The organism is Hymenobacter siberiensis, from assembly GCF_018967865.2.
In the GTDB taxonomy this organism is placed as follows: domain Bacteria; phylum Bacteroidota; class Bacteroidia; order Cytophagales; family Hymenobacteraceae; genus Hymenobacter; species Hymenobacter siberiensis.
The window spans coordinates 985,379-1,005,691 of record NZ_JAHLZY020000001.1 but is presented as its reverse complement, the minus strand read 5'-3'; the positions used below and the strand labels follow the sequence as shown (position 1 = coordinate 1,005,691).

15 protein-coding genes, 1 other RNA gene and 1 pseudogene are annotated in these 20,313 nt (G+C 58.9%); 10 read left to right on the top strand and 7 right to left on the bottom strand.

The window, feature by feature from the left end; translation table 11 throughout:
• The first annotated feature begins 13 nt into the window (after window positions 1-13).
• Window positions 14-1,669: an adenine deaminase gene (ade, locus tag KQ659_RS04350; protein ID WP_216690147.1), complete on the top strand. Its 1,656-nt coding sequence runs from the start codon at window positions 14-16 to the stop codon at window positions 1,667-1,669.
• Window positions 1,670-1,719: 50 nt separating this feature from the next.
• Window positions 1,720-2,202 carry a hypothetical protein gene (locus KQ659_RS04345; RefSeq protein ID WP_216690148.1) on the top strand — a complete coding sequence of 161 codons (483 nt, stop codon included), beginning with the start codon at window positions 1,720-1,722 and terminating at the stop codon, window positions 2,200-2,202.
• A gap of 84 nt (window positions 2,203-2,286) precedes the next feature.
• Here the strand turns inward: KQ659_RS04345 and KQ659_RS04340 are convergent, their stop codons facing one another.
• Window positions 2,287-2,697 carry a response regulator gene (locus KQ659_RS04340; protein WP_216690149.1) on the bottom strand — a complete coding sequence of 137 codons (411 nt, stop codon included), beginning with the start codon at window positions 2,695-2,697 and terminating at the stop codon, window positions 2,287-2,289.
• A 74-nt stretch (window positions 2,698-2,771) separates the two neighbouring features.
• Window positions 2,772-3,746, bottom strand: a pseudogene (locus KQ659_RS04335) (PLP-dependent cysteine synthase family protein); the annotation flags it as partial.
• Between the two features lie 356 nt (window positions 3,747-4,102).
• On the opposite strand from KQ659_RS04335, the gene sucD reads away from it, so the two are divergent.
• Window positions 4,103-4,984, top strand: a complete 882-nt coding sequence (sucD, locus tag KQ659_RS04330; RefSeq protein WP_168673693.1) for a succinate--CoA ligase subunit alpha — start codon at window positions 4,103-4,105, stop codon at window positions 4,982-4,984.
• Window positions 4,985-5,360: 376 nt separating this feature from the next.
• Here the strand turns inward: sucD and KQ659_RS04325 are convergent, their stop codons facing one another.
• On the bottom strand, window positions 5,361-6,095 hold the full coding sequence (locus tag KQ659_RS04325) for a hypothetical protein (RefSeq protein WP_216690150.1): 735 nt from the start codon (window positions 6,093-6,095) through the stop codon (window positions 5,361-5,363).
• 439 nt (window positions 6,096-6,534) lie between these two features.
• Here KQ659_RS04325 and KQ659_RS21765 point away from each other — a divergent pair, with 439 nt between their 5' ends.
• The 5 genes from KQ659_RS21765 to KQ659_RS04300 all read left to right on the top strand — a co-directional run bounded on the left by KQ659_RS21765 (window position 6,535) and on the right by KQ659_RS04300 (window position 9,777).
• Window positions 6,535-7,950, top strand: coding sequence for an FAD-dependent oxidoreductase (locus KQ659_RS21765; protein WP_226930095.1), 1,416 nt, complete (start codon window positions 6,535-6,537; stop codon window positions 7,948-7,950).
• A gap of 168 nt (window positions 7,951-8,118) precedes the next feature.
• A complete protein-coding gene (locus KQ659_RS04315; protein ID WP_216689832.1) occupies window positions 8,119-8,403 on the top strand; it encodes a transposase in 285 nt (94 codons plus the stop codon).
• Window positions 8,400-8,804, top strand: coding sequence for an IS3 family transposase (locus KQ659_RS04310; RefSeq protein WP_216689834.1), 405 nt, complete (start codon window positions 8,400-8,402; stop codon window positions 8,802-8,804). Before KQ659_RS04315 ends, KQ659_RS04310 begins: the two co-directional genes overlap by 4 nt.
• Before the next feature lie 69 nt (window positions 8,805-8,873).
• Window positions 8,874-9,431, top strand: a complete 558-nt coding sequence (locus KQ659_RS04305) for an IS3 family transposase (protein WP_216689836.1) — start codon at window positions 8,874-8,876, stop codon at window positions 9,429-9,431.
• A gap of 163 nt (window positions 9,432-9,594) precedes the next feature.
• Entirely contained in the window at window positions 9,595-9,777 is a 183-nt protein-coding gene (locus tag KQ659_RS04300) for a hypothetical protein (RefSeq protein WP_216690152.1), read from the top strand.
• A gap of 105 nt (window positions 9,778-9,882) precedes the next feature.
• On the opposite strand, the gene icd is transcribed toward KQ659_RS04300, so the two are convergent.
• From icd to KQ659_RS04285, 3 genes are all read right to left on the bottom strand, one after another.
• Window positions 9,883-11,148 carry an NADP-dependent isocitrate dehydrogenase gene (icd, locus tag KQ659_RS04295; protein ID WP_168673688.1) on the bottom strand — a complete coding sequence of 422 codons (1,266 nt, stop codon included), beginning with the start codon at window positions 11,146-11,148 and terminating at the stop codon, window positions 9,883-9,885.
• Between the two features lie 202 nt (window positions 11,149-11,350).
• Entirely contained in the window at window positions 11,351-14,341 is a 2,991-nt protein-coding gene (locus KQ659_RS04290) for a M16 family metallopeptidase (RefSeq protein WP_226929831.1), read from the bottom strand.
• Window positions 14,342-14,556: 215 nt separating this feature from the next.
• Window positions 14,557-16,668 carry a DNA polymerase III subunit gamma/tau gene (locus tag KQ659_RS04285; RefSeq protein WP_216690154.1) on the bottom strand — a complete coding sequence of 704 codons (2,112 nt, stop codon included), beginning with the start codon at window positions 16,666-16,668 and terminating at the stop codon, window positions 14,557-14,559.
• A 297-nt stretch (window positions 16,669-16,965) separates the two neighbouring features.
• Between KQ659_RS04285 and ssrA the strand changes: the two genes are divergently transcribed.
• Together ssrA and KQ659_RS04275 are read left to right on the top strand one after the other, a co-directional pair.
• Window positions 16,966-17,338: a transfer-messenger RNA gene (gene ssrA / locus KQ659_RS04280) on the top strand.
• Window positions 17,339-17,439: 101 nt separating this feature from the next.
• Window positions 17,440-19,557, top strand: coding sequence for a glycoside hydrolase family 97 protein (locus tag KQ659_RS04275; RefSeq protein WP_216690155.1), 2,118 nt, complete (start codon window positions 17,440-17,442; stop codon window positions 19,555-19,557).
• 99 nt (window positions 19,558-19,656) lie between these two features.
• Here the strand turns inward: KQ659_RS04275 and KQ659_RS04270 are convergent, their stop codons facing one another.
• Complete coding sequence (locus KQ659_RS04270) at window positions 19,657-20,055, bottom strand: hypothetical protein (RefSeq protein ID WP_216690156.1); 399 nt, start codon at window positions 20,053-20,055, stop codon at window positions 19,657-19,659.
• Window positions 20,056-20,313: the final 258 nt, after the last annotated feature.

Below are 20,313 nucleotides of genomic sequence, written 5' to 3'. Positions count from 1 at the left end.
CCAGCCCCACCTTATGACTGTAGATTTCTCGCTCACGGCCAACGTCGTCGACATTTTCGCCCGTTCCATCCAGCCCGCCATTATTCAGATTGAAGGCGGCCGCATCGCCGCCATCGCGCCCATTGCCGAGGCTGAGGCCGACCCTACCCTGCCCTACGTGCTGCCCGGTTTTGTCGATGCCCATGTGCACGTCGAAAGCTCGCTGCTGGTGCCTACCGAGTTTGCCCGCTTGGCCGTGGCGCACGGCACGGTAGCCACCGTGAGCGACCCGCACGAAATCGGCAACGTGCTGGGCGTGGCTGGGGTGGAGTTCATGCTCGAAAACGCGGCGCACTCGCCCTTTAAATTCTGCTTCGGTGCGCCCAGCTGCGTGCCAGCCACGCCGTTTGAGACGGCCGGGGCCGAAATCACGGTGGCCGACATCAAAAAGCTGTTCGAAAACCCCAAAATCGGCTATCTGGCCGAGATGATGAACTGGCCCGGCGTGCTGCACCGCGACGCCGACGTGATGGCCAAAATTGCCCTGGCCCACGCCGCCGGCCGCCCCGTGGACGGCCACGCCCCCGGCCTGCGCGGCGATGATGCCGCCCACTACGCCAGCGCCGGCATCAGCACCGACCACGAGTGCTTCACCGCCGCCGAGGCGCTCGACAAGCTGGCCGTGGGCATGAAAATCCTCATCCGCGAGGGGTCAGCGGCCCGCAACTTCGATGCCCTCATCGAGCTCATGCCTGAGCACTACCACCACCTCATGTTCTGCTCCGACGACAAGCACCCCGATACGCTGGTGCTGGGACACATCAACCAGCTGGTGCAGCGCGCCGTGGCCCTCGGCAACGACGTGTTCAATGTGCTACGCGTGGCCTGCATCAACCCCGTGAAGCACTACCACCTGCCCGTGGGCCTGCTGGGCGAAGGCGACCCGGCCGACTTCATCGTGGTGAAAGACCTGCGCGATTTCGAAGTGCTGCAAACCTACCTGGATGGACAGCTGGTGGCCGAAAATGGCCAGTCGCTGCTACCCGCCGCGCCCATTGCCGTGGTCAATAACTTCCACGCCCAGCCCGTGACGGCGGCCGATTTCCAGCTGCCCACCACCAAGGAATCGGCCACGCTCCGCGTCATCGAGTGCTTCGATGGCCAGCTCATCACGGCCCGCGTCGATTTGCCGGCCACCATCGAGAAGGGCCTCGTGGTGCCCGATGTGGCTGCCGACATACTCAAGCTGGCCGTCATCAACCGCTACCAGCCGCACGTAGCGCCGGCCGTGGCCTTCATTCGGGGCTTTGGGCTGAAGCACGGCGCGCTGGCCAGCAGCGTGGGCCACGACTCGCACAACATCACGGCCGTGGGCTGCGACGACGAAAGCCTGGCCCGCGCCGTGAACCTGGTGATTCAGGCCAAAGGCGGCCTGGCCGCCGTAGGCGCCGATGGCCAGGAAATTCTGGTGCCGCTGCCGGTAGCCGGCCTCATGTCGGACCAAAGCGGCACGGCCGTGGCGGAGGCTTATGCCGCTGTTGATGCCTTGTCCAAGCAAATGGGCTCGCCGCTGGGCGCGCCATTTATGACGCTCTCGTTCATGGCGCTGCTCGTTATCCCAAGCCTGAAACTGAGCGACAAGGGGCTGTTCGACGGCCAGCAATTCACGTTCGTTGATGCGGTGGAATAAATTTAGCGCGATTTCTGCGTAGGGTCCGACCCCGCACCCTATTGTTCTTTATGAAACTGCTACTGCTTCTTGTACCATGCCTGCTGCTGGCCACCCAGCCCACGGCCGCACAAAAATACCGCACCGCCGCCGGCCTTCGCAGCGACGGCAACAACTACGGACTCACCATTCAGCAGCTTATTCTGCCCAAAACCACGCTGGAAGGCCTGGGCATGTTTGGGGTGCGCGAGCGTAGCGCCACGGTGCTGGCCGAGCGCCATTTCGGCATTCTCGGCCCCAGCCTGAACTACTATTTCGGGGCCGGGGCGCACGTGGGCAACCACAAGGACGATGGCACTTTCTGGGGCTTCGATGGCATGATTGGCGCGGAGTATAAAATCGCCTTCATCCCCCTCGTCATCTCCCTCGATTTCAAGCCCACCATCGAGTACGGCTCGGCCGACTGGAACCGATTTCCCACGGCGTTTTCCATCCGCTACATCTTCATCAAACAGAAAAAAACCGGCATTTTTCGCATTTTCGACAAGCGTTGAGCGCACATAAAAAAACCGCTGCCGGCGAACCAGCAGCGGTTTTTTATGCGCGTTTCCACCGGGCGGACCGGCAGAAAGCAGGGGTTATTGAAAGCGCTTTTCCAGCAGCTTGCGCATTTTTTCCTCGGTGAGGGGCTTGGTCAGGTACTCTACGTTGGGGTACTGGGCCACGCGGGCGGTATCGGCCCCGTGCATGGAGGTGGTGAGCACGGCCATTACGGTCTGGTCCTGCACGGGTTGGGGCAGAGCATTGTAGAGCTCCAGGAACTCGAAGCCGGACACGCCGGGCATTTTCAGGTCTACAAACACGAGGTCGGGCGCGGGCACGCTGCACTCGGTAGTGTTGTCACCCCAGAGCTGCTCGAAGGCTTCATCGGCCCGCGAAAACGTGCTGACGTGGTCGGCCACCGCGAGCCGCCCCAGCAGCCGGTTGTTGAGAAAGCTCGTGGTTTCGTTGTCGTCAACGAGTACAATGTGATTCAAATTAGCAGACATATTGTAGGGCTAAAAAACAAGCTTTTACGAAGATAACATCCTGACCGCGCTTCCGCAATGGCCTAGCTCACTTAGAGCCATCCCTGGGCGCGCATCCAGTCGTCGTTATAGATTTTTCCGAGGTAGCGGGTGCCGTGGTCGGGCAGGATAATCACCATCGTGTCGTCCTCTTTCAGGTGCTCGCGGGCGTACTCCAAGGCCCCGAAAACGGCCGAGCCGCAGCTCCAGCCCACAAACAAGCCTTCTTCTTTGGCCAGGCGGCGCGTCATCACGGCGGCGTCCTCGTCGGTTACTTTAATGAACAAATCGATAACATCGAAGTCCACGTTCTTCGGCAGAATATCTTCGCCGATGCCCTCCGTTTTATAGGGGTAGATTTCGTTTTCGTCGAAGATGCCCGTTTCCTTGTATTTCTTGAACACCGAGCCATAGGTATCGAGGCCGATGGTCACGATGGCCGGGTTCTGTTCCTTGAGGTACTTGCTGACGCCGGAAATGGTGCCGCCCGTACCCACACCGGCCGCCCAGTGCGTGATTTTGCCCTCCGTCTGCGCCCAGATTTCGGGGCCGGTGGCATCGTAGTGCGCAGCGGCGTTCGAGAGGTTGTCGTACTGGTTGGGGTAGAAGGAATTGGGCGTTTCCTCGCTCAGGCGCTTGGCTACGGAGTAGTAGCTGCGCGGGTCTTCGGGGGCCACGTCTACGGGGCACACCACCACCTGGGCGCCCACGGCGCGCAGAATGTCCTGCTTTTCCTTGCTCTGCTTGTCACTCATCACGAAGATGGTGTTGTAGCCTTTGGCGATGGCGGCCAGGGCCAGGCCCATGCCCGTATTGCCGCTAGTGCCCTCAATGATGGTGCCGCCGGGCTGGATAAGGCCGGCCTTCTCGGCGTCTTCCAGCATGCGGATGGCCATGCGGTCCTTCACCGAGTTGCCGGGGTTGAAATACTCAACCTTGGCCAGCACGGTGCCTTTAATGCCGTCGGTTACTTTATTGAGCTTAACGAGAGGCGTGTTGCCAACAGCCTCGATAACGTGGTTGAAATACATCGAAAAATGATGGGTGGGGAGATGGGGGAGTCAGGGGGCAAAGGTACGGATTTCGGCGGCGGGGCAGAGGCAGTTGCTGGTAGTGGCTGAATAGAAGGTCATGTCGAGCGCAGCCGAAACATTTCGCCCGGGTCGTTCACACGATTGATTTACTGCTGCACGCGAGATGTCTTGGCTGCGCTCGACATAACGGTCCAAGGGTGTTCTGCATAACGTTCCGGCAGTGCTCCGCATGACCTTCAACCGATTGCATAACTTCTGCCTTGCCCTAGCCCCAAAACCCCCTACTTTTGCACCACCGTTGCCCGTCCGGGCTTCCCTCCTCCACTCCATCAATATCCCAAAAACACCTCCGAATGAGCGTTCTGGTCAATAAAGATTCCAAGGTTATCGTACAGGGCTTCACCGGCTCCGAGGGCTCGTTCCACGCCCAGCAGATGATGGACTACGGCACCAACGTGGTGGGCGGCGTGACGCCCGGCAAAGGTGGCTCCGAGCACCTGGGCCGTCCCGTGTTCAACACCGTAGCCGAGGCCGTGGAAAAGGCCGGTGCCGACACCACCATCATTTTCGTGCCCCCGGCTTTCGCCGCCGACGCCATTATGGAAGCCGCCGATGCCGGCATCAAGGTGATTATCACCATCACCGAAGGCATCCCGACCAAGGACATGATTGCCGTGAAGCAGTACCTCTCGGAGCGCCCCACAGTGACGATGATTGGGCCAAACTGCCCCGGTGTGATGACCGCCGGCGAGTGCAAAGTGGGCATCATGCCCGGTTTTATCTTCACCAAAGGCAAAATCGGTATCGTTTCGAAGTCGGGCACGCTGACCTACGAAGCTGTTGACCAGCTCACCAAAGCCGGCCTGGGCCAGACCACGGCCATTGGCATCGGCGGCGACCCCATCATCGGCACCACCACCAAGCAGGCGGTAGAAATGCTGATGAACGACCCCGAAACCGAAGGCATCGTGATGATTGGCGAAATCGGCGGCGGCATGGAAGCCGAAGCCGCTCGTTGGATTAAAGCAACCGGCAACAAGAAGCCCGTCGTGGGCTTCATCGCCGGCCAAACGGCCCCTCCCGGCCGCCGCATGGGCCACGCCGGTGCCATCGTAGGCGGCGCCGACGATACGGCCGCTGCTAAAATGGCCATCATGCGCGAGTGCGGCATCCACGTAGTGGATTCGCCCGCTGAGATTGGCGATACCATGCTGCGCGTACTGGGCGGCAAGTAATTTTTTGGCGTCTTAGCGCCGAAAGTATTTGACACAAAAAAGCTCCCGCTTCGGCCGGAGCTTTTTTGTGTCAAATGGCCTGACTATTGGTGTTGAGACGCATCCTTGTGTCTTATCGGCAAGTACTGTACTATTGCAGAAGTAGGCGTATACTCCGGTCCGACCGGTTGTCGTTAAACCGAAATCGCTGGTGCTTCAACCGGTCGGACCGCCTAGGGCGGTCGGACCAGCAGGCCCGACTCGAATACGGTTACTTCTGCGCCAGCACTTAAACGAAATCCGCCTTTATCGTTCAACGATGAGACGTAAGGATGCGCCTCTACGCCGTTAGGACGAATTGCTCATCGCCTTCAAAAGCGGGGTACGGGCACGCACCCTACTCGCTCAGCGTGGTGTTCTTATCCAGATTAATCACAATACCCACCTGAAACACCGAATTGGCCGCTTTCAAGTACTTATTGCTGCGGAAGCCGAAAATCTGGCCGCTGATGAGCTGTAGCTGCACGGGCCCGGCAATCTGAGTGCGGGTGAAGGTGATGGGCTCGAAAAACACGTTGCTTTCGCCAGGGGCGGCCAGGCCGTCAATTTTGAAGTTATTGAGCTGCATGTAGCTCAGGCGCAGGGCCGCGCCGTAGGTGAGCGGGAAGTCGCGGTTGAATAGGTGCAGGCTGTTTTGCTTCTTCTTGGCGTAGTTCACCTGGGCGAAGACCTTGGACAGGCTGCCGTCAAGGGTTTTGTTGACGATTTGGGCTTCGTTGCGTTCGATGCGCTCGGTGGCCCCGCCACCGCCGCCCACGTACACTTCCAGCACGCGCTTGTCGGGCAGGCGGGTGAAGTAGCCGAGGCTGGCTTCGGCGAAGTCGATATTTTCCGTTCTATCGGATTTTTTGCGGTGCAGGGACGAGAACGTGCCGGCCACGGCCAAGTGGTTGGTGAGGCCGTAGGCTCCTTGCAGGGCATAGTTGGTGTGTTGATTGGTGCTTACAGTGCCGTAGAACTCGCCCTGGTGCGTGAGCATGGGCGCATGGGGCGGGGGTGGAAAATACAAAGATGCGCAGCCCGTGAGGCCCGAGGAAACAGCTAAGAAAATCAGACGCAACAAATGCTTCATACAGCGGGGCGAGGCAGGAATGAGGACAGGCAACGCCTGATACGGCAATTTCGTGTTTCCGCCCGACATTCTCCCGCATTTCCCGGGTTGACAGGTTGAACGCATATAAATTTTGAGGACTGAATCCAGTCTACCAGGGTACTTTTTTATTTTGGACCTGACGCTTTTTTAAAACCTAAAATACCCTGTGAGACAATGGAGGCCCATGACTCCATTTATATGCGTTCAACCTGCCGGGTTGAGCTCAGTCGCGCGCGTAAACCGGGCCGTATGTAAGGGCATAATTAATCTCCTTCGCCACGCCCGTTATGCCTGCTGATTCGTTTGATGCCATCATTATTGGGGCCGGCCAAGCCGGTACGCCCCTTTCCTACGCGCTGGCCGCCGCCGGCCGCCGCGTGGCCTTCATCGAGAGTGACTTTCTGGGGGGCTCTCCTGCATCAACTACGGCTGCGCGCCCACCAAGGCACTGCTGGCCTCGGCGCAACGGGCGCACCTCGTGCGCACGGCGGGCGCGCTGGGCATTGAAGCCCCCGAGCCGGTGGTGAACTTCGGGGCCGTGATTGAGCGGATGCACACACTACGCCAAAAGTCCCGCGACAGCCTGCACCGCAAGATTACGGAGGTTCACGACGGTATCACGCTCATTCGGGGGCGGGCGCAGTTCACGGCTCCGCACTCGCTGCAAGTGGCCCTGGTAGGCGGCGGCGAGCAACACCTCACGGCCCCGCTCATCTTCATCAACACTGGCACCTGCGCTGCCGTGCCCGACATTGAGGGCCTGGCCGACAGCGGCTACCTCACCAGCGACTCCCTTTTGCTGAACATGACGGAGCAGCCCGAGCACCTAATCATTCTGGGCGGTAGCTACATCGGGGTCGAGTTCAGCCAGATATTTTGCCGGCTGGGCACCCGCGTCACCATCATCGACAAGGAGCCGCGCCTGATGTCGCGCGAAGACCCCGACGTGAGCCACCCGCTCGAGGAATTGCTGACCGAAGCCGGTGTAGAACTGGTGCTGAATGCTAACACCCGCCGCGTATCGCGCGGGGCCAACGGCACCCTCACCGTGACGATGGACACGCCCGATGGGGAGCGTCGCCTGCGCGGCAGCCACCTGTTGGTGGCCGTGGGCCGCACGCCCAACACCCGCAACCTCGGCCTGGAGCACACCGGCATCACCCTCGACGCAGACGGCTACATTGAAGTGAACGAGCACCTGCAAACCGGCACGCGCGGCGTGTACGCGCTGGGCGACGTGAAGGGCGGCCCGCAATTCACCCACATCAGCTACGACGACTACCGCATTGTGCGCGACGCCCTGCTGCACAACAGCCAGCGCACCACTGCCGACCGGCCCATGCCCTATGTGGTATTTACGGAGCCGCAGCTGGGCCGCATCGGCATCTCGAAGAACCAAGCGAAGGAGAAAGGCATCCCCTACCGCGTGAGTCGGCTACCGGCCAGCACTATCGGAAGGGCCGTGCAGACGGGCGAAACCGAGGGCTTCGTGGAGGTGCTGGTGGGCGACGACGACCGGCTGCTGGGTGCGGCCGTGTTCTGCGAACAGGGCGGCGAAATCATGACCATGTTCCAGCTGGCCATGGCGGGCGGGCTGCGCTACCAGGAATTAGAGAATATGATTATTGCCCACCCCGTGTGGGGTGAGGTGCTGAATAATGCTTTTCAGCGGCTGAAACTGGGGAGTAGCTGGCGGCGCTGGCGCGAGTTTATCGTGCCGGTTATGATGCGAGTTTTCAACTCGCCCGGTAGAACGGTGCTACCGGCTTCTATCGGCGCGGCCGGGGGAGGCTCAGCCTCCCGGCATGGTTGGTCACGAGTTACGCTGCGCTAAACTCGCGCCAGTTTGGGGGGTATGCTTTGAGAAACTCCAGCAGCGGCTGTAGCTTGATGATGACCATCATTTATAATTAATGCGTTCTTTAAAGCGCTTGTTTTATCAGCAAAACCTGTAGTACTCCCCAAAAGCTGGACAGGTTAAGCGGGCTAGCTTAGCTCGATTATGACCCCAAAACGCACCCGCCGTCGCTATACGGCCGAGTTCAAAGCGGAGGTGGCGCTAGCCGCCCTCACCGAGCGCCAGCCATTGGCCGAGCTGGCCGCTCACTCCCAATTGGCTACCGCTCAAATCACCCGTTGGAAGCTGCAACTGCGTGAGCAGGCCACCCAGGTTTTCACCGAAGCGCCTGCGGCCGGCACGCCCTTACCCGACGTCGAGCCCCTCTACGCGGCCATCGGTCGGTTGCAAATGGAAAACGCGCTGCTAAAAAAAACGCTACCCCGATGAGCTCGGCCCAACAACGGGTCCTGGTTCAGGCCTCGGACCCGGCCGGTAGCTCGGTCGCCGCTCGCTGCCAGGCCCTAGGCCTGGCCCGCAGCAGCTTCTACTACCAGCCCTGCGGAGAAAGTGCCTACAACCTGGAGCTCATGCGCCTGCTCGATGAGGAGTTTACCGACCACAACTTCAAAGGAGTGCTCGGCCTGCGCGACCACCTGCGCCTGGCCGGCCACGCCGTCAATGCCAAGCGCGTGCGCCGCCTCGTGCGCCTGATGGGCCACGAGCCGATTTATCCCAAACCGCGCTTGTCCATTCCTGGTCAAGGTGTTACGCCCTACCAGTACCTACTAGACTTGTTGCGTAATGTTTGTGCTCAAAATCAGCCTATTACAGGCATGAAATCGCGCTAATTTTATTGGCAATGTGGCTTAGACGTTCTCTTTTCAATTTTTGTCGGTTTTTATTTTTGACATAATTAATTGATTATCAAGGCTTTTTGCTTCGCAACAACTCTACTGCGGGACCGCCCGGCCACCGCCCCGAAGGAGGTATGGAGTACCGACATCACGTACGTGCCCATGGCCAAGGGCTTTCTCTATCTGGCCGCCGTGCTCGACTGGCACTCGCGCTACGTGCTCAGCTGGCAGCTCTCCAACTCGCTCGACGTGGGCTTTTGCCTGCAAGCCCTGGCCGATGCGTTGCGCCATGCTCCGGCTCCCTACATCTTCAACTCCGACCAGGGCAGCCGGTTCACCAGCCTCGCCTACGAACAAGCTTTGCTGGACGCCGGCTGCCGCATCAGCCGCGACGGCCGCGGCCGCGCCACCGACAATGCCTTCATCAAACGCCTCTGGCGCACGGTCAAATGGGAACATATCTATCTTATCCCGGCCGATGACGGCCAGCACCTGCACCAGCAATTAACCGCGTACTTTGCCTACTACAATCATCGCCGACCCCATCAAAGTCTCGGGGGCCAAACGCCCGCCCACGTCTACCAAACCAACACAACATTCAATCATAACAATATTACTTAACAAACCCCGCTAAACTGTCCAGTTTTTGGGGAGTAGTACAACCAATCTCCATGTCCAAAAACATAATACCCATGGCGCAGAGCCTAAAACAGGCCTAGATAGTCGGTCTGTCAACAGCCAACCATTTGCGTACGACGTGAATAACGCATACAAACTCATAATTATGGAAAGAATATTAACCGCAATAAATATTGATTTTGCAGTAATTAAAAGTGCAGCGTTTGCGCTCCATTTACTATCCATAAAAAACGCACCAGCTATAATAGAGCCTATAAATAGCAGAAATGAGCCAGTAGAGGCAATTATTACATTAGGCTTACGCGAATCTGAGAAATTCAGCATTTAGTTTATTATTCTATTCAATATTGAGTTGTCTATTACAACTAAAACCCCCGCGCCAGCCAAAGCCAACGCGGGGGTTTCTGTGGGTGCTTAGGCAGCAGCCAAGCTACTACATATTCTTGATAATCTCCTGGCCGAATTCGCTCGTTTTGAGGAGGGTGGCACCTTCCATCTGACGTTCGAAGTCGTAGGTTACGCGCTTGCTGGCGATGGCGGCTTCGAGGCCTTTGTTGATGAGGGCAGCGGCCTCTTTCCAGCCCATGTATTCCAACATCATCACGCCGGATAGGATAACCGAGCCGGGGTTCACCTTGTCGAGGTTGGCGTATTTGGGGGCCGTGCCGTGGGTGGCTTCAAAGATGGCGTGGCCGGTGCTGTAGTTGATGTTGGCGCCCGGCGCGATGCCGATGCCGCCCACGATGGCCGCCAGCGCATCGGAGATGTAATCGCCGTTCAGGTTCAGGGTGGCCACCACCGAGTACTCCGAGGGGCGCAGCAGAATCTGTTGCAGGAAAGCATCGGCGATGCTGTCCTTGATGATGAGCTTGCCCTGGTCCACGGCCTGCTTTTGCAGCGCGTCGGCCACGGCCACGCCCTGCTTGGCCACGATTTTATCGTACTGGGCCCAGGTGAACACCTTCGCGCCAAACTCCTTCTCGGCCAGCTCGTAGCCCCAGGTTTTGAACGCGCCTTCGGTGAACTTCATGATGTTGCCCTTGTGCACGATGGTCACCGAGGGTTTCTTGTGCTCCAGCGCGTACTTGATGGCGGCGCGCACGAGGCGCTCGGTGCCTTCCTTGCTCACGGGCTTAATGCCGAACGAGGACGACTCGGGGAAGCGGATTTTCTTCACACCCATCTCGTCCTGTAGGAATTCGAGCATTTTCTGGGCCTGGGGCGTACCGTTCATGTACTCGATGCCGGCGTAGATGTCCTCCGTGTTCTCACGGAAGATGACCATGTCGGTCAGCTCCGGGTGCTTCACCGGCGAGGGCACGCCGTCGTAGTAGCGCACGGGGCGCACGCAGGCGTACAGGTCCAGCTCCTGGCGCAGGGCCACGTTCAGCGAGCGGATACCGCCGCCCACGGGCGTAGTCAGGGGGCCTTTGATGCCCACGAGGTATTCGCGGAATGCGTCGAGGGTTTCGGTGGGCAGCCAGTTGGTGGTGGCTTTATAGGCTTTTTCGCCGGCCAGCACTTCCTTCCACATCAGCTGCTTTTTGCCACCGTAGGCTTTCTCCACTGCGGCGTCGAACACCAGTTTGGAGGCGCGCCAGATATCCGGCCCGATACCGTCGCCCTCAATGAAGGGAATAGTGGGTTTGTCCGGAACGGTCAGCTTGCCGTTTTTAATGGTGATTTTTTGCTCTGCCATGTGGGTAAAGTAATGTTTTTAGTTAATGTTCAGGCGGGTCACCTCCCCCCTAGCCCCTCTCCTTGCGGAGAGGGGGACTAGCTTTTAGTCTTTTAATTTCTAGCCTTAGAACTGTTCCAGCCTGGGCTAGAAACTAGTCCCCCCCTCTCCTTTGGGAGAGGGGGGCTAGGGGGGTGAGGTGCCCCCTGGGACGGTACCGTTCCTAGTACCCGAAAATTTCTTTCAGCGTGAGCTGCTGCACCTGGCCGTACTTGGCCAGCTCCTTGAAGTTGAGCCGGTCTTTCGAACCAATAACCAGAATAACCTGGTTTTGTCCGCTAATCTTGGCCAGCTGAAACTTCTTCAATTCATCAAACGTCATTTTCTGGGTGCTCGCGTACACATCGCGGCGCAGGTCGTAGTCGAGGCCGAGGCGCTTGGCGCGCTCGTAGCTCATCAGGATGTTGCCCTTGGTGATGCGCTCGGTGCTGATGCTGTTACGGATAGCATTTTTGGCGATTTCCAGGTTGGCTTCGGCCACGGGCATGTCGGTTAGCAACGCTTCCATGCCGGCCATGGCCTCGGGCAGCTTGTCGCTCTGGGTGCCGATGTAGCTCAGGTTGTAGTTAGAACGCCCCAGCTTGTCGGCGCTGTTGTAGCCGGAATACGCGGAGTAAGCCAGCGCCTTGCTCTCGCGCAAATCCTGAAACACGATGCTGCCCATGCCACCGCCGAAATACTCGTTGTAGAGCGCCAGCGTGGGGGCCAGCTCCTTGCTATACAGGTCGCCCTTGGTCAGAAACAGGATTTCGGCCTGCACCATGTTATAGTCGACCCAATAGACCTTTTTGTCTTTCAGGGGCTGCTCGGCGAAGTCCTTAGCCGCCGGGGCGGGCGTGAGCTTGGCGGGCGTTTTATGCTCTGCTTTGAGCACATCTCCAATCGTCATGGTATCACCCTTGCCCGGACGCGGCCCATAGTACAGCACCCGATGCTGATACGTCGGCAGCTTTTGAATCAGCGCCGTGAGCTGCGCCGGCTTCAGCGCCTTCAGCTCTTTCTCGCTGAGGATGTTCGTGAAGGGGTTTTTGGGGCCGTATTTCACGTAGCTCACCATCGCCGCATTCAGAATCACGCGCTTTTCGAGCTTGGCATCCTGGCGCTGCTTGAGGATGCCGGCCACCATGTTTTTCAGGGCGGCGGCATCGGGCTTGGGCGCGTGCAGCAGCTGCTCAAACAGTTTCAGCGCGGGTTCCAGATTGGCGTCGAGGCCGTTGAGGGTGACGAAGGTGCGGTCCGGCCCGCTGCTCACGCTGAACGAGCAGCCCAGCTTGTAGAACTCCTGCTGCAGCTGCGCGGCACTGTACTGGCCCGCGCCGAGGTATTGCAGGTAGTCGGCGGCCAGGCCCCAGCGCGGGTCCTGGTTGTTGCCCAGATCGAAGACGTAGTACAGGTTGAACAGGCCGTTTTCGGTGTTGTGCGTGTAGTACAGCGGCAGGCCGGGCTTGATTTCCGTCTCCTGAATGTCCTTTTTGTAATCGACAAACACAGGCTGCAGGTCCGTGCTCGGCATCGCGGTGAGCTGCTTGTAGTAGGCCGAGGCCACGTCGCGGTTGGCCGGCACAGGCGTGATGGCGGGCTTCACCACCTTCACCTTGTTGGGGTCGGTGCCAGTGCGCTTGAACACCGTCACGAAGTTCTGGCCGTAATTATCGTTGGCGAATTTCACGATTTCGGCCTTGGTAATGGTGCCGAAATCGTCCTGCTGTTTGAGGTAGTCTTTCCAGTCGATGCGCTCAATGAAGGCCTCGTACATGGCGCTGGCGCGGGCCTCGTTGCTTTCGTAGCTCTTGGTGCGCGTCAGCTTCTCGTTGTTGATGATGGCCGGAATCAGCCAATCGGGGAAGTTGCCAGCTTTCACCTTGGCCAGTTCGCCCAGCAGCAGACGTTTCACGTCCTCCAGCTTCTGCCCCTCGCGCGGCGTGCCGTAGATGACGTGCGTAGAATAGTCGTCGTTCATGTCCGTAAACGACGACGCTTCCAGTACCTGCTGCTGCTGGTTCAGGTCGAGGTCGATGAGGCCGGCCTGGCCGTTGGTCAGAACTTTATCCAGCATGCGCAGGCGCACTGCATCTTTCGACGCTTTGCCCGGCAGGCGGTAACCAATCATCACGTTTTCCGACTGCGGCCCGAGAATTTCCTTGGTAATCGGGGCCGTAATCGGCTGCTCTACCGGCGCGTTGAAAACCGGCACCGGCTTGCTCGGAATCGCGCCGAAATACTTATCAATCAGGCGAATAGTCTGGTCGTAATCTAAATCCCCGCTCAAGCATAGCGCCACGTTATTCGGCACATAGTACTCACCGAAATACTTCTTAATTTCCGTAATCGACGGGTTTTGCAGGTGCTCAATCGTACCGATGGTCGTTTGGGTGCCGTAGGGGTGCGTGGGGTAGAGCGAGGCATTCAGCGCCTCAAACTCCTTATTGAAATCGGAATCCAAACCCCGGTTTTTCTCCTCGTACACGGCCTCCAGCTCGGTGTGGAACAGGCGCGGCACCATCTCGCGCATCCGCTCGGCCTGGATGGCGGCCCACTTCTCCAGCTGGTTGCTGGGAATATCTTCCTGATACACCGTTTCCTCGTTCGAGGTGTGGGCGTTGGAACCTTTCGCACCGATGGCACCCATTACTTTATCGTACTCATTCGGTACGGCATAAGTAGCGGCCACGCCCGAAATCGAGTCAATCTGGTGGTAGGTGCGCTTGCGGGCGGCGGCATCGTTGCGTTGCCCACGGTATACTTCATAGAGCGCCTCAATCTTATCAAGCTCTATTTTTTCTTTGGCCCAATCCTGCGTGCCCAGCTTCGAAGTACCCTTGAACACCATGTGCTCCAGGTAGTGCGCGAGGCCGGTGGCAGTAGCGGGGTCATTCTTAGAACCCGCCCGCACGGCCAGGTAGGTCTGAATACGCGGCGCATCCTTGTAGTCTGATAGATAGACCGTCAGGCCATTATCCAGCTTGTAAATTCGCACGCCCAGCGGGTCGCCGGGCACCGATTCGTAGCGGTATTCTTTGGCGGCCAGGGGCGCGGCCGCCGGCGCAGCGCTGGCGGCGGCGGAAGCAGCAACAGCCGGCTTGCTCGATTGGCATTGCGTGGTGAGGCCCAGTACCGCCAGGGCAGGAAATAGCAGCAAAAAGTTGTTTTTCACGAATGTCGCAAGCGGGTAGCTGGGGGGTTCAAAAAACAAAGGTAGCTGGCTGATAGGGGAATAAAAAACAAAATTTCGTCTTATCTTGCAAGATTTTTCCGGCGTCAGCTGATGATTGGCGCAGCAGTGGCAGCCTCCCCCCAATCGTTTGCGGAATTTTGACGATGTAGGGGCGGGGTCGTACCCGGTAGGGCTTGTCCCCGCCCCTACTCGTTCTAATAGTCGGCTTCCAGGCCCAGGCGTTGCTTGGCCTCGCGCAGGGCGGGGAAACGCTCGGCCAGGTATTCGAACTTATCCGAGGTGGTGTAGAGCCGTTTGGCCGTGGGGGCGGCCTCCGTGAGCACGGGCTGCACGTTGAGGCGCGGATGGCCGGTGCGGCGGCGCAGGTCAGCCAGGAACTCCACCCGCATGTCATTGAACTGGTCAATCTGGATGGGATTGTCGACGGCCAGCTCGATGCTGTGCTCGGCATTGGCCGTTACCGGGCGGTTCAGCACCCAAAACTCGCTCATGCGGTCCTGGGCGCGGCGCTCCTCGGCAATTTCCTTCCACACGCGCTGTAGCAGCGCGGGGTCGACGGGAGCCAGCGGGCCGCCGGTGGACTGCGGCTCGACCAAAGCTGCTGCGTCCTGGGCCGACTTACTGGCGGCAGCAGCTGAGCGGCTGCTCAGGTCTTTCAGGCTCGGGATTTTACTGGCTAGGCTGGGGATTTTGGCGAAGGCAGCGGCCGGTGAGGGGCGCGGCGCGGGCTCAATTCCCTCAAAGCTGGGCACACCGATTTCGACATGCGGCAGCGTGTCGCGCATCTGGTGGCGCTCGGTGATGGCGGCGTCCGGGTCGGCCTCAATACTGGGCGTGTCGTGCATTTCCTCCACCCCGTTTTCGACGGGCAGCGGCTCGGGGCCATCGGCGGGCGCGGGGCCGGTGGCCACGGGCGCGCCGGCTGGCATGGGCAGCGGCACGGGTGCGGCCGCCGAGCGCGGCGCAGCTACGTAAGGCGCGGCCGGCGATTCAGTAGCATAAGCCGCTGGGGCAGCGTAGGAAACCACCGAAACCGGAGTAGGGGAAGTAGCTGGGGTTATGGCCGTTGGCGAGGCTATTGGGGCGGCTTGGGCATGGCCGTTGCTGCCGGGAGCCGAGGCAACGGCTGCGGCTTCGCCTTCACCGTTTAGGCTGCTAGTTTTTTTTTTAGCCTCGCCGTTGGCGGGGCTTAGCTCGCGGACGAACTGCACGGCCCCGTTCAGGTAAGCCAGCTTCATCAGGGCCAGCTCGACGTGGAGGCGCTGGTTTTTAGCCTGCTTGAACTCGCGGTCGCACTGGCTGATGAGGTTGAGCGCGGAGAGCAGGAAGGCCAGCGGCGCGGCCTGGGCCTGCTGTACGTACTGCTGCTTGATGCCATCGGACACTTCGAGCAGCTGCACCGTTACGGCATCTTTGCAAACCAGTAGGCCGCGCAGGTGCTCGGCGGTGCCCACCACGAAGTTGTGCAGGTCGAAGCCGTTCTGCATCACTTCATCGAGCAGCAGCAGGGCAGCCGAGAGGTTTTCGGTCAGCAGGCTATCGATGAGGCGGAAGTAGTAGTCATAGTCGAGGATGTGTAGATTTTGCACCACCTCCTTGTAGGTAAGGTTGTTGCCACCGAAGGTCACCATCTGGTCGAACATCGACAGGGCATCGCGCAGGCCGCCGTCGGCTTTCTGGGCCAGCAGGTGCAGGGCATCGTCTTCGGCCGTGATGCCTTCCTGGGTGGCCACGTAACGCAGGTGCTGGCGCATGTCCTCCACCTTGATGCGGCTGAAATCGAAAATCTGACAGCGCGACAGGATGGTGGGGATAATCTTGTGGCGCTCGGTGGTAGCGAGGATGAAGATGGCGTAGCTCGGCGGCTCCTCAAGCGTCTTCAGGAAGGCGTTGAAGGCCGCGTTCGAGAGCATATGCACCTCGTCGATGATGTAGATTTTGTACTTGCCGGCCTGCGGAGCATAGCGCACCTGCTCCACCAGCGAGCGGATATCCTCGACGGAGTTATTGGAGGCCGCATCCAGCTCGTGCACATTGAAAGAGGCGTTTTCCTGGAAGGCCACGCAAGAGGCGCACTGCCCGCAGGCCTCGGTTTCGGGGCTGAGGTTGGTGCAGTTGATGGTTTTGGCCAGGATGCGGGCGCAGGTGGTTTTGCCCACCCCGCGTGGGCCGCAAAACAGGAAGGCCTGGGCCAGGTGCTGGCTCTGAATGGCGTTCTGCAGCGTGGTGGTGACGTGCTGCTGCCCCACCACGCTGCGAAACGTGGAAGGACGGTACTTGCGGGCCGAAACGACGAAATTATCCATAAGCTATGTGTAGCAAAGTTACCCAGAAAAGGGCGGCTTTGGAAGCAATATGTCATCCGGAGCGCAGCGAAGGACCTTATCCCGGCTGCGCATTTTGCCGGGAACATTCGGCTTGATTTGGCTAAACAAAGGAGTTACTGCGCATCGTTTAGCGGTGATAAGGTCCTTCGCTGCGCTCCGGATGACAGCTGTTAGAAGGGGAACCTTCCCTGCTTCCCCTGCGTTTCCATTCTACAACGTACCTTCGCGACCCGATTAGCCTTTCGAGGCGACCACGGGACTCGTTCTTTACCATTTGGGGATGACCGGAATTGACAGCTTGCGCAAATTGCGGGTAAGCGTGCCAGGAGTTGATGGAAGCTCTCCTGTCAAAAAATCTATCAACAATCAACTGGCGACTATTCGTACGCCATGGCTGCCTAGTTCAGAATTAGGTAATTGCCATCGTGCCGCCTGGGTAAGTTTCTACACCTGGGAGTTCGGCGCGTCGTAAGTAGAAAATAGCCTTCGAGGAGCTGTGACTCGGGGGCGAAACCCAACTGCAGCTAGGGGGATTTCAAAGGCCTGACTGACGCCTGGAATACCATGAAAATCCAAGTCTGGATACGCACGTAGAAAGCACGTTGATTTCCTTGTCTGGACCAGGGTTCGAATCCCTGCATCTCCACTTTAAACCCCGTCTGCCTAGTGCAGGCGGGGTTTTTCGGTTTTCAGACCGGGCCAGAATCAACCGTTTGCACAATCTACTTCCACCTCTTTTCCCCTGCTGTGATGCTGAATTATACCCGCCGGCTGCTGGCGCTTTGCTGCCTGATTTTGCTTTGGAATACGGCCCTGGCCCAAACCATCAAATCGCCCAACGGGCAGCTGGCGCTGCAATTCGCGTTGCAAGGCGATGGCGTGCCCACGTACCACCTCACCTACAGGGGCCGCGACGTTATCAAGGCCAGCAAGCTGGGGCTGGATTTGAAAGATGCCCCGGCGCTCATCAGCGGCTTTGCCGTGGCCGATACCAAGCAGCGCACCTTTGACGAAAGCTGGCAGCCGGTGTGGGGCGAGGTAAAAATTATTCGCAACCACTACAACGAGCTGGCCGTGACGCTCACGCAGGCCGCCACCAGCCGGAGCATCCGGGTGCGGTTTCGGGTGTTTGATGATGGCCTAGGCTTCCGCTACGAGTTTCCGCGCCAGCCCAAGCTGGATTATTTCACCATTAAGGAGGAGCGCACGCAGTTTGCGCTGGCCGGCGACCACAAGGCTTTCTGGCTGCCCGGCGACTACGACACGCAGGAGTACAGTACCGTGACCTCGAAGCTGTCGGAAGTGCGCGGCAAAATGAAAGCGGCCGTAACGGGCAACGCCTCGCAGACCACCTTCTCCCCCACCGGCGTGCAGACGCCGCTCATGCTCAAGAGCCAGGACGGGCTGTACATCAACATCCACGAGGCGGCGCTGATTGATTATTCCTGCATGAGCCTGGAGCTCGACGACAAGAATTTCGTACTGGAATCGCACCTCACGCCCGACGCGGTGGGCGACAAGGGCCGGATTCAGACGCCAGCGCTTTCGCCCTGGCGCACGGTGATTGTGAGCGACAAGGCGGGTGATATTCTGGAGTCGAAGCTGGTGCTGAACCTGAACGAGCCCACCAAATTCAAGGATACTTCGTGGATAAAGCCAGTGAAGTACGTGGGCGTGTGGTGGGAGATGATTACGGGCAAAAGCTCGTGGTCGTACACTAACATGGATAACATCAAGCTCGATTCCATCGACTATAACAAGGTGAAGCCCAACGGCACGCACGGCGCGAATACGGCTCATGTGAAGGAATACATCGACTTCGCCGCCCTGCACGGCTTCGACGCGGTGCTGGTGGAAGGCTGGAATATTGGCTGGGAAGACTGGTTTGGCAAGCACAAGGACTACGTGTTCGACTTCGTGACCCCCTACCCCGATTTCAACGTGACGGAACTGCAGCAATACGCCGCCAGCAAGCACGTGAAGATGATTATGCACCACGAAACGTCGGGCTCGGTGCGCAACTACGAGCGGCACCTCGACTCGGCCTTCACCTTCATGAACAAGTACGGCTACGACGCCGTGAAAACGGGCTATGTGGGCGACATCGTGCCGCTGGGCCACCACCACTACGACCAGTGGGTGATTAACCACTACAACTACGTGCTGGAAACCGCCGCCAAGCACCACATCATGGTGAACGGCCACGAGGCCGTGCGCCCCACCGGCCTGGCCCGCACCTACCCCAACCTCATCGGCAACGAGGCGGCGCGGGGCACGGAGTACGAATCCTTCGGCGGCAACAACGCCGACCACACCACCATCCTGCCCTTCACCCGCCTCATCGGCGGGCCGATGGACTACACACCGGGCATTTTCCAGACGAAAATCAGCGTCCTCAATCCCAACAACAAGTCCTTCGTGCACAGCACGCTGGTGCGGCAAATGGCCCTGTACGTGACCATGTACTCGCCCCTGCAAATGGCCGCCGACCTGCCCGAAAACTACAATAAGCACCTCGACGCCTTCCAGTTCATCAAGGACGTAGCCGTGGACTGGGACGACACCCACGTGCTCGAAGCCGAGCCCGGCGACTACATCACCATCGCCCGCAAGGCTAAGGGCAAAAGCAGCTGGTTTATCGGCAGCACCTGCGATGAAAACGGCCGCACCTCCAACATCAGCCTGAGCTTCCTCGACCCCGGCAAAAAGTACGTGGCCACCATCTACGCCGACGCCAAGGACGCGCACTACGAAACCAACCCGCAGGCCTACACCATCCGCAAAATGAACGTAACGCGCAAGACCAAGCTGGCGCAGTATTGCGCGCCGGGCGGCGGCTACGCCATCAGCGTGGTGGAGGCGCGGTAGCGGGCAGGCAGCACCAGTTGAGGCAATAGCTTATCAACTTATTTAAATCACTGTTTTCTTAAACATCTCCTTTGCACTCTTTTGAGCAAGCAGCACCGCTTATTCCAGCATTGTTCTGCGATTGTCAAGCGTTAGCGACACCAGGCTCTCGTATTTATCCAGTGAAAGATTTTGCTTCACCTCCCGTTTTTGCAAGAGCCGCCGAAAGATGATTTTACCCGCGCGGTTCTTGACGACCAATTCATTGTGGTCTGCCACCTTGCCCACACAGAAGCCGATTTTGTCCTCTATCTCGCCGTTCTTCAGCCGGCGCATGGACATGCCGATTGACATGTTATACTCGAAGGTTCCGTGGACCACGAGGTGGCCGTTCCAGTACACCGCATAATACCCCTCAAATCCACTCCTCAAGTAGATGCCAGGCCCGCAAGGAGGTGGCGCGGGCCGAGACGCCAACAAGGGAAGCAGCGAGAGGAGGAAGATACACAGCACACGCATGGCAGCAGGGGAAAGCGGGCGCCGGCTGAGTGCGCTCTAGAAGCCGATTGTTCAATGATACACTCCTTTCGGTACACTACTAGCAGCGGCCCGAAAATGAGTGGCCCGCAAGCTACTCCAGTGCCGAGCGAGTTTACGAAACCCGTCTATGAATCAAAGTGTACGAAATGCACAAAGGGGATGAGTTTCGTAAACGCCCACAATGCCCAGAGTTGTCCGGGAACAAGCAGGAATACCCACCTCGGTGTTGTCAGTTTA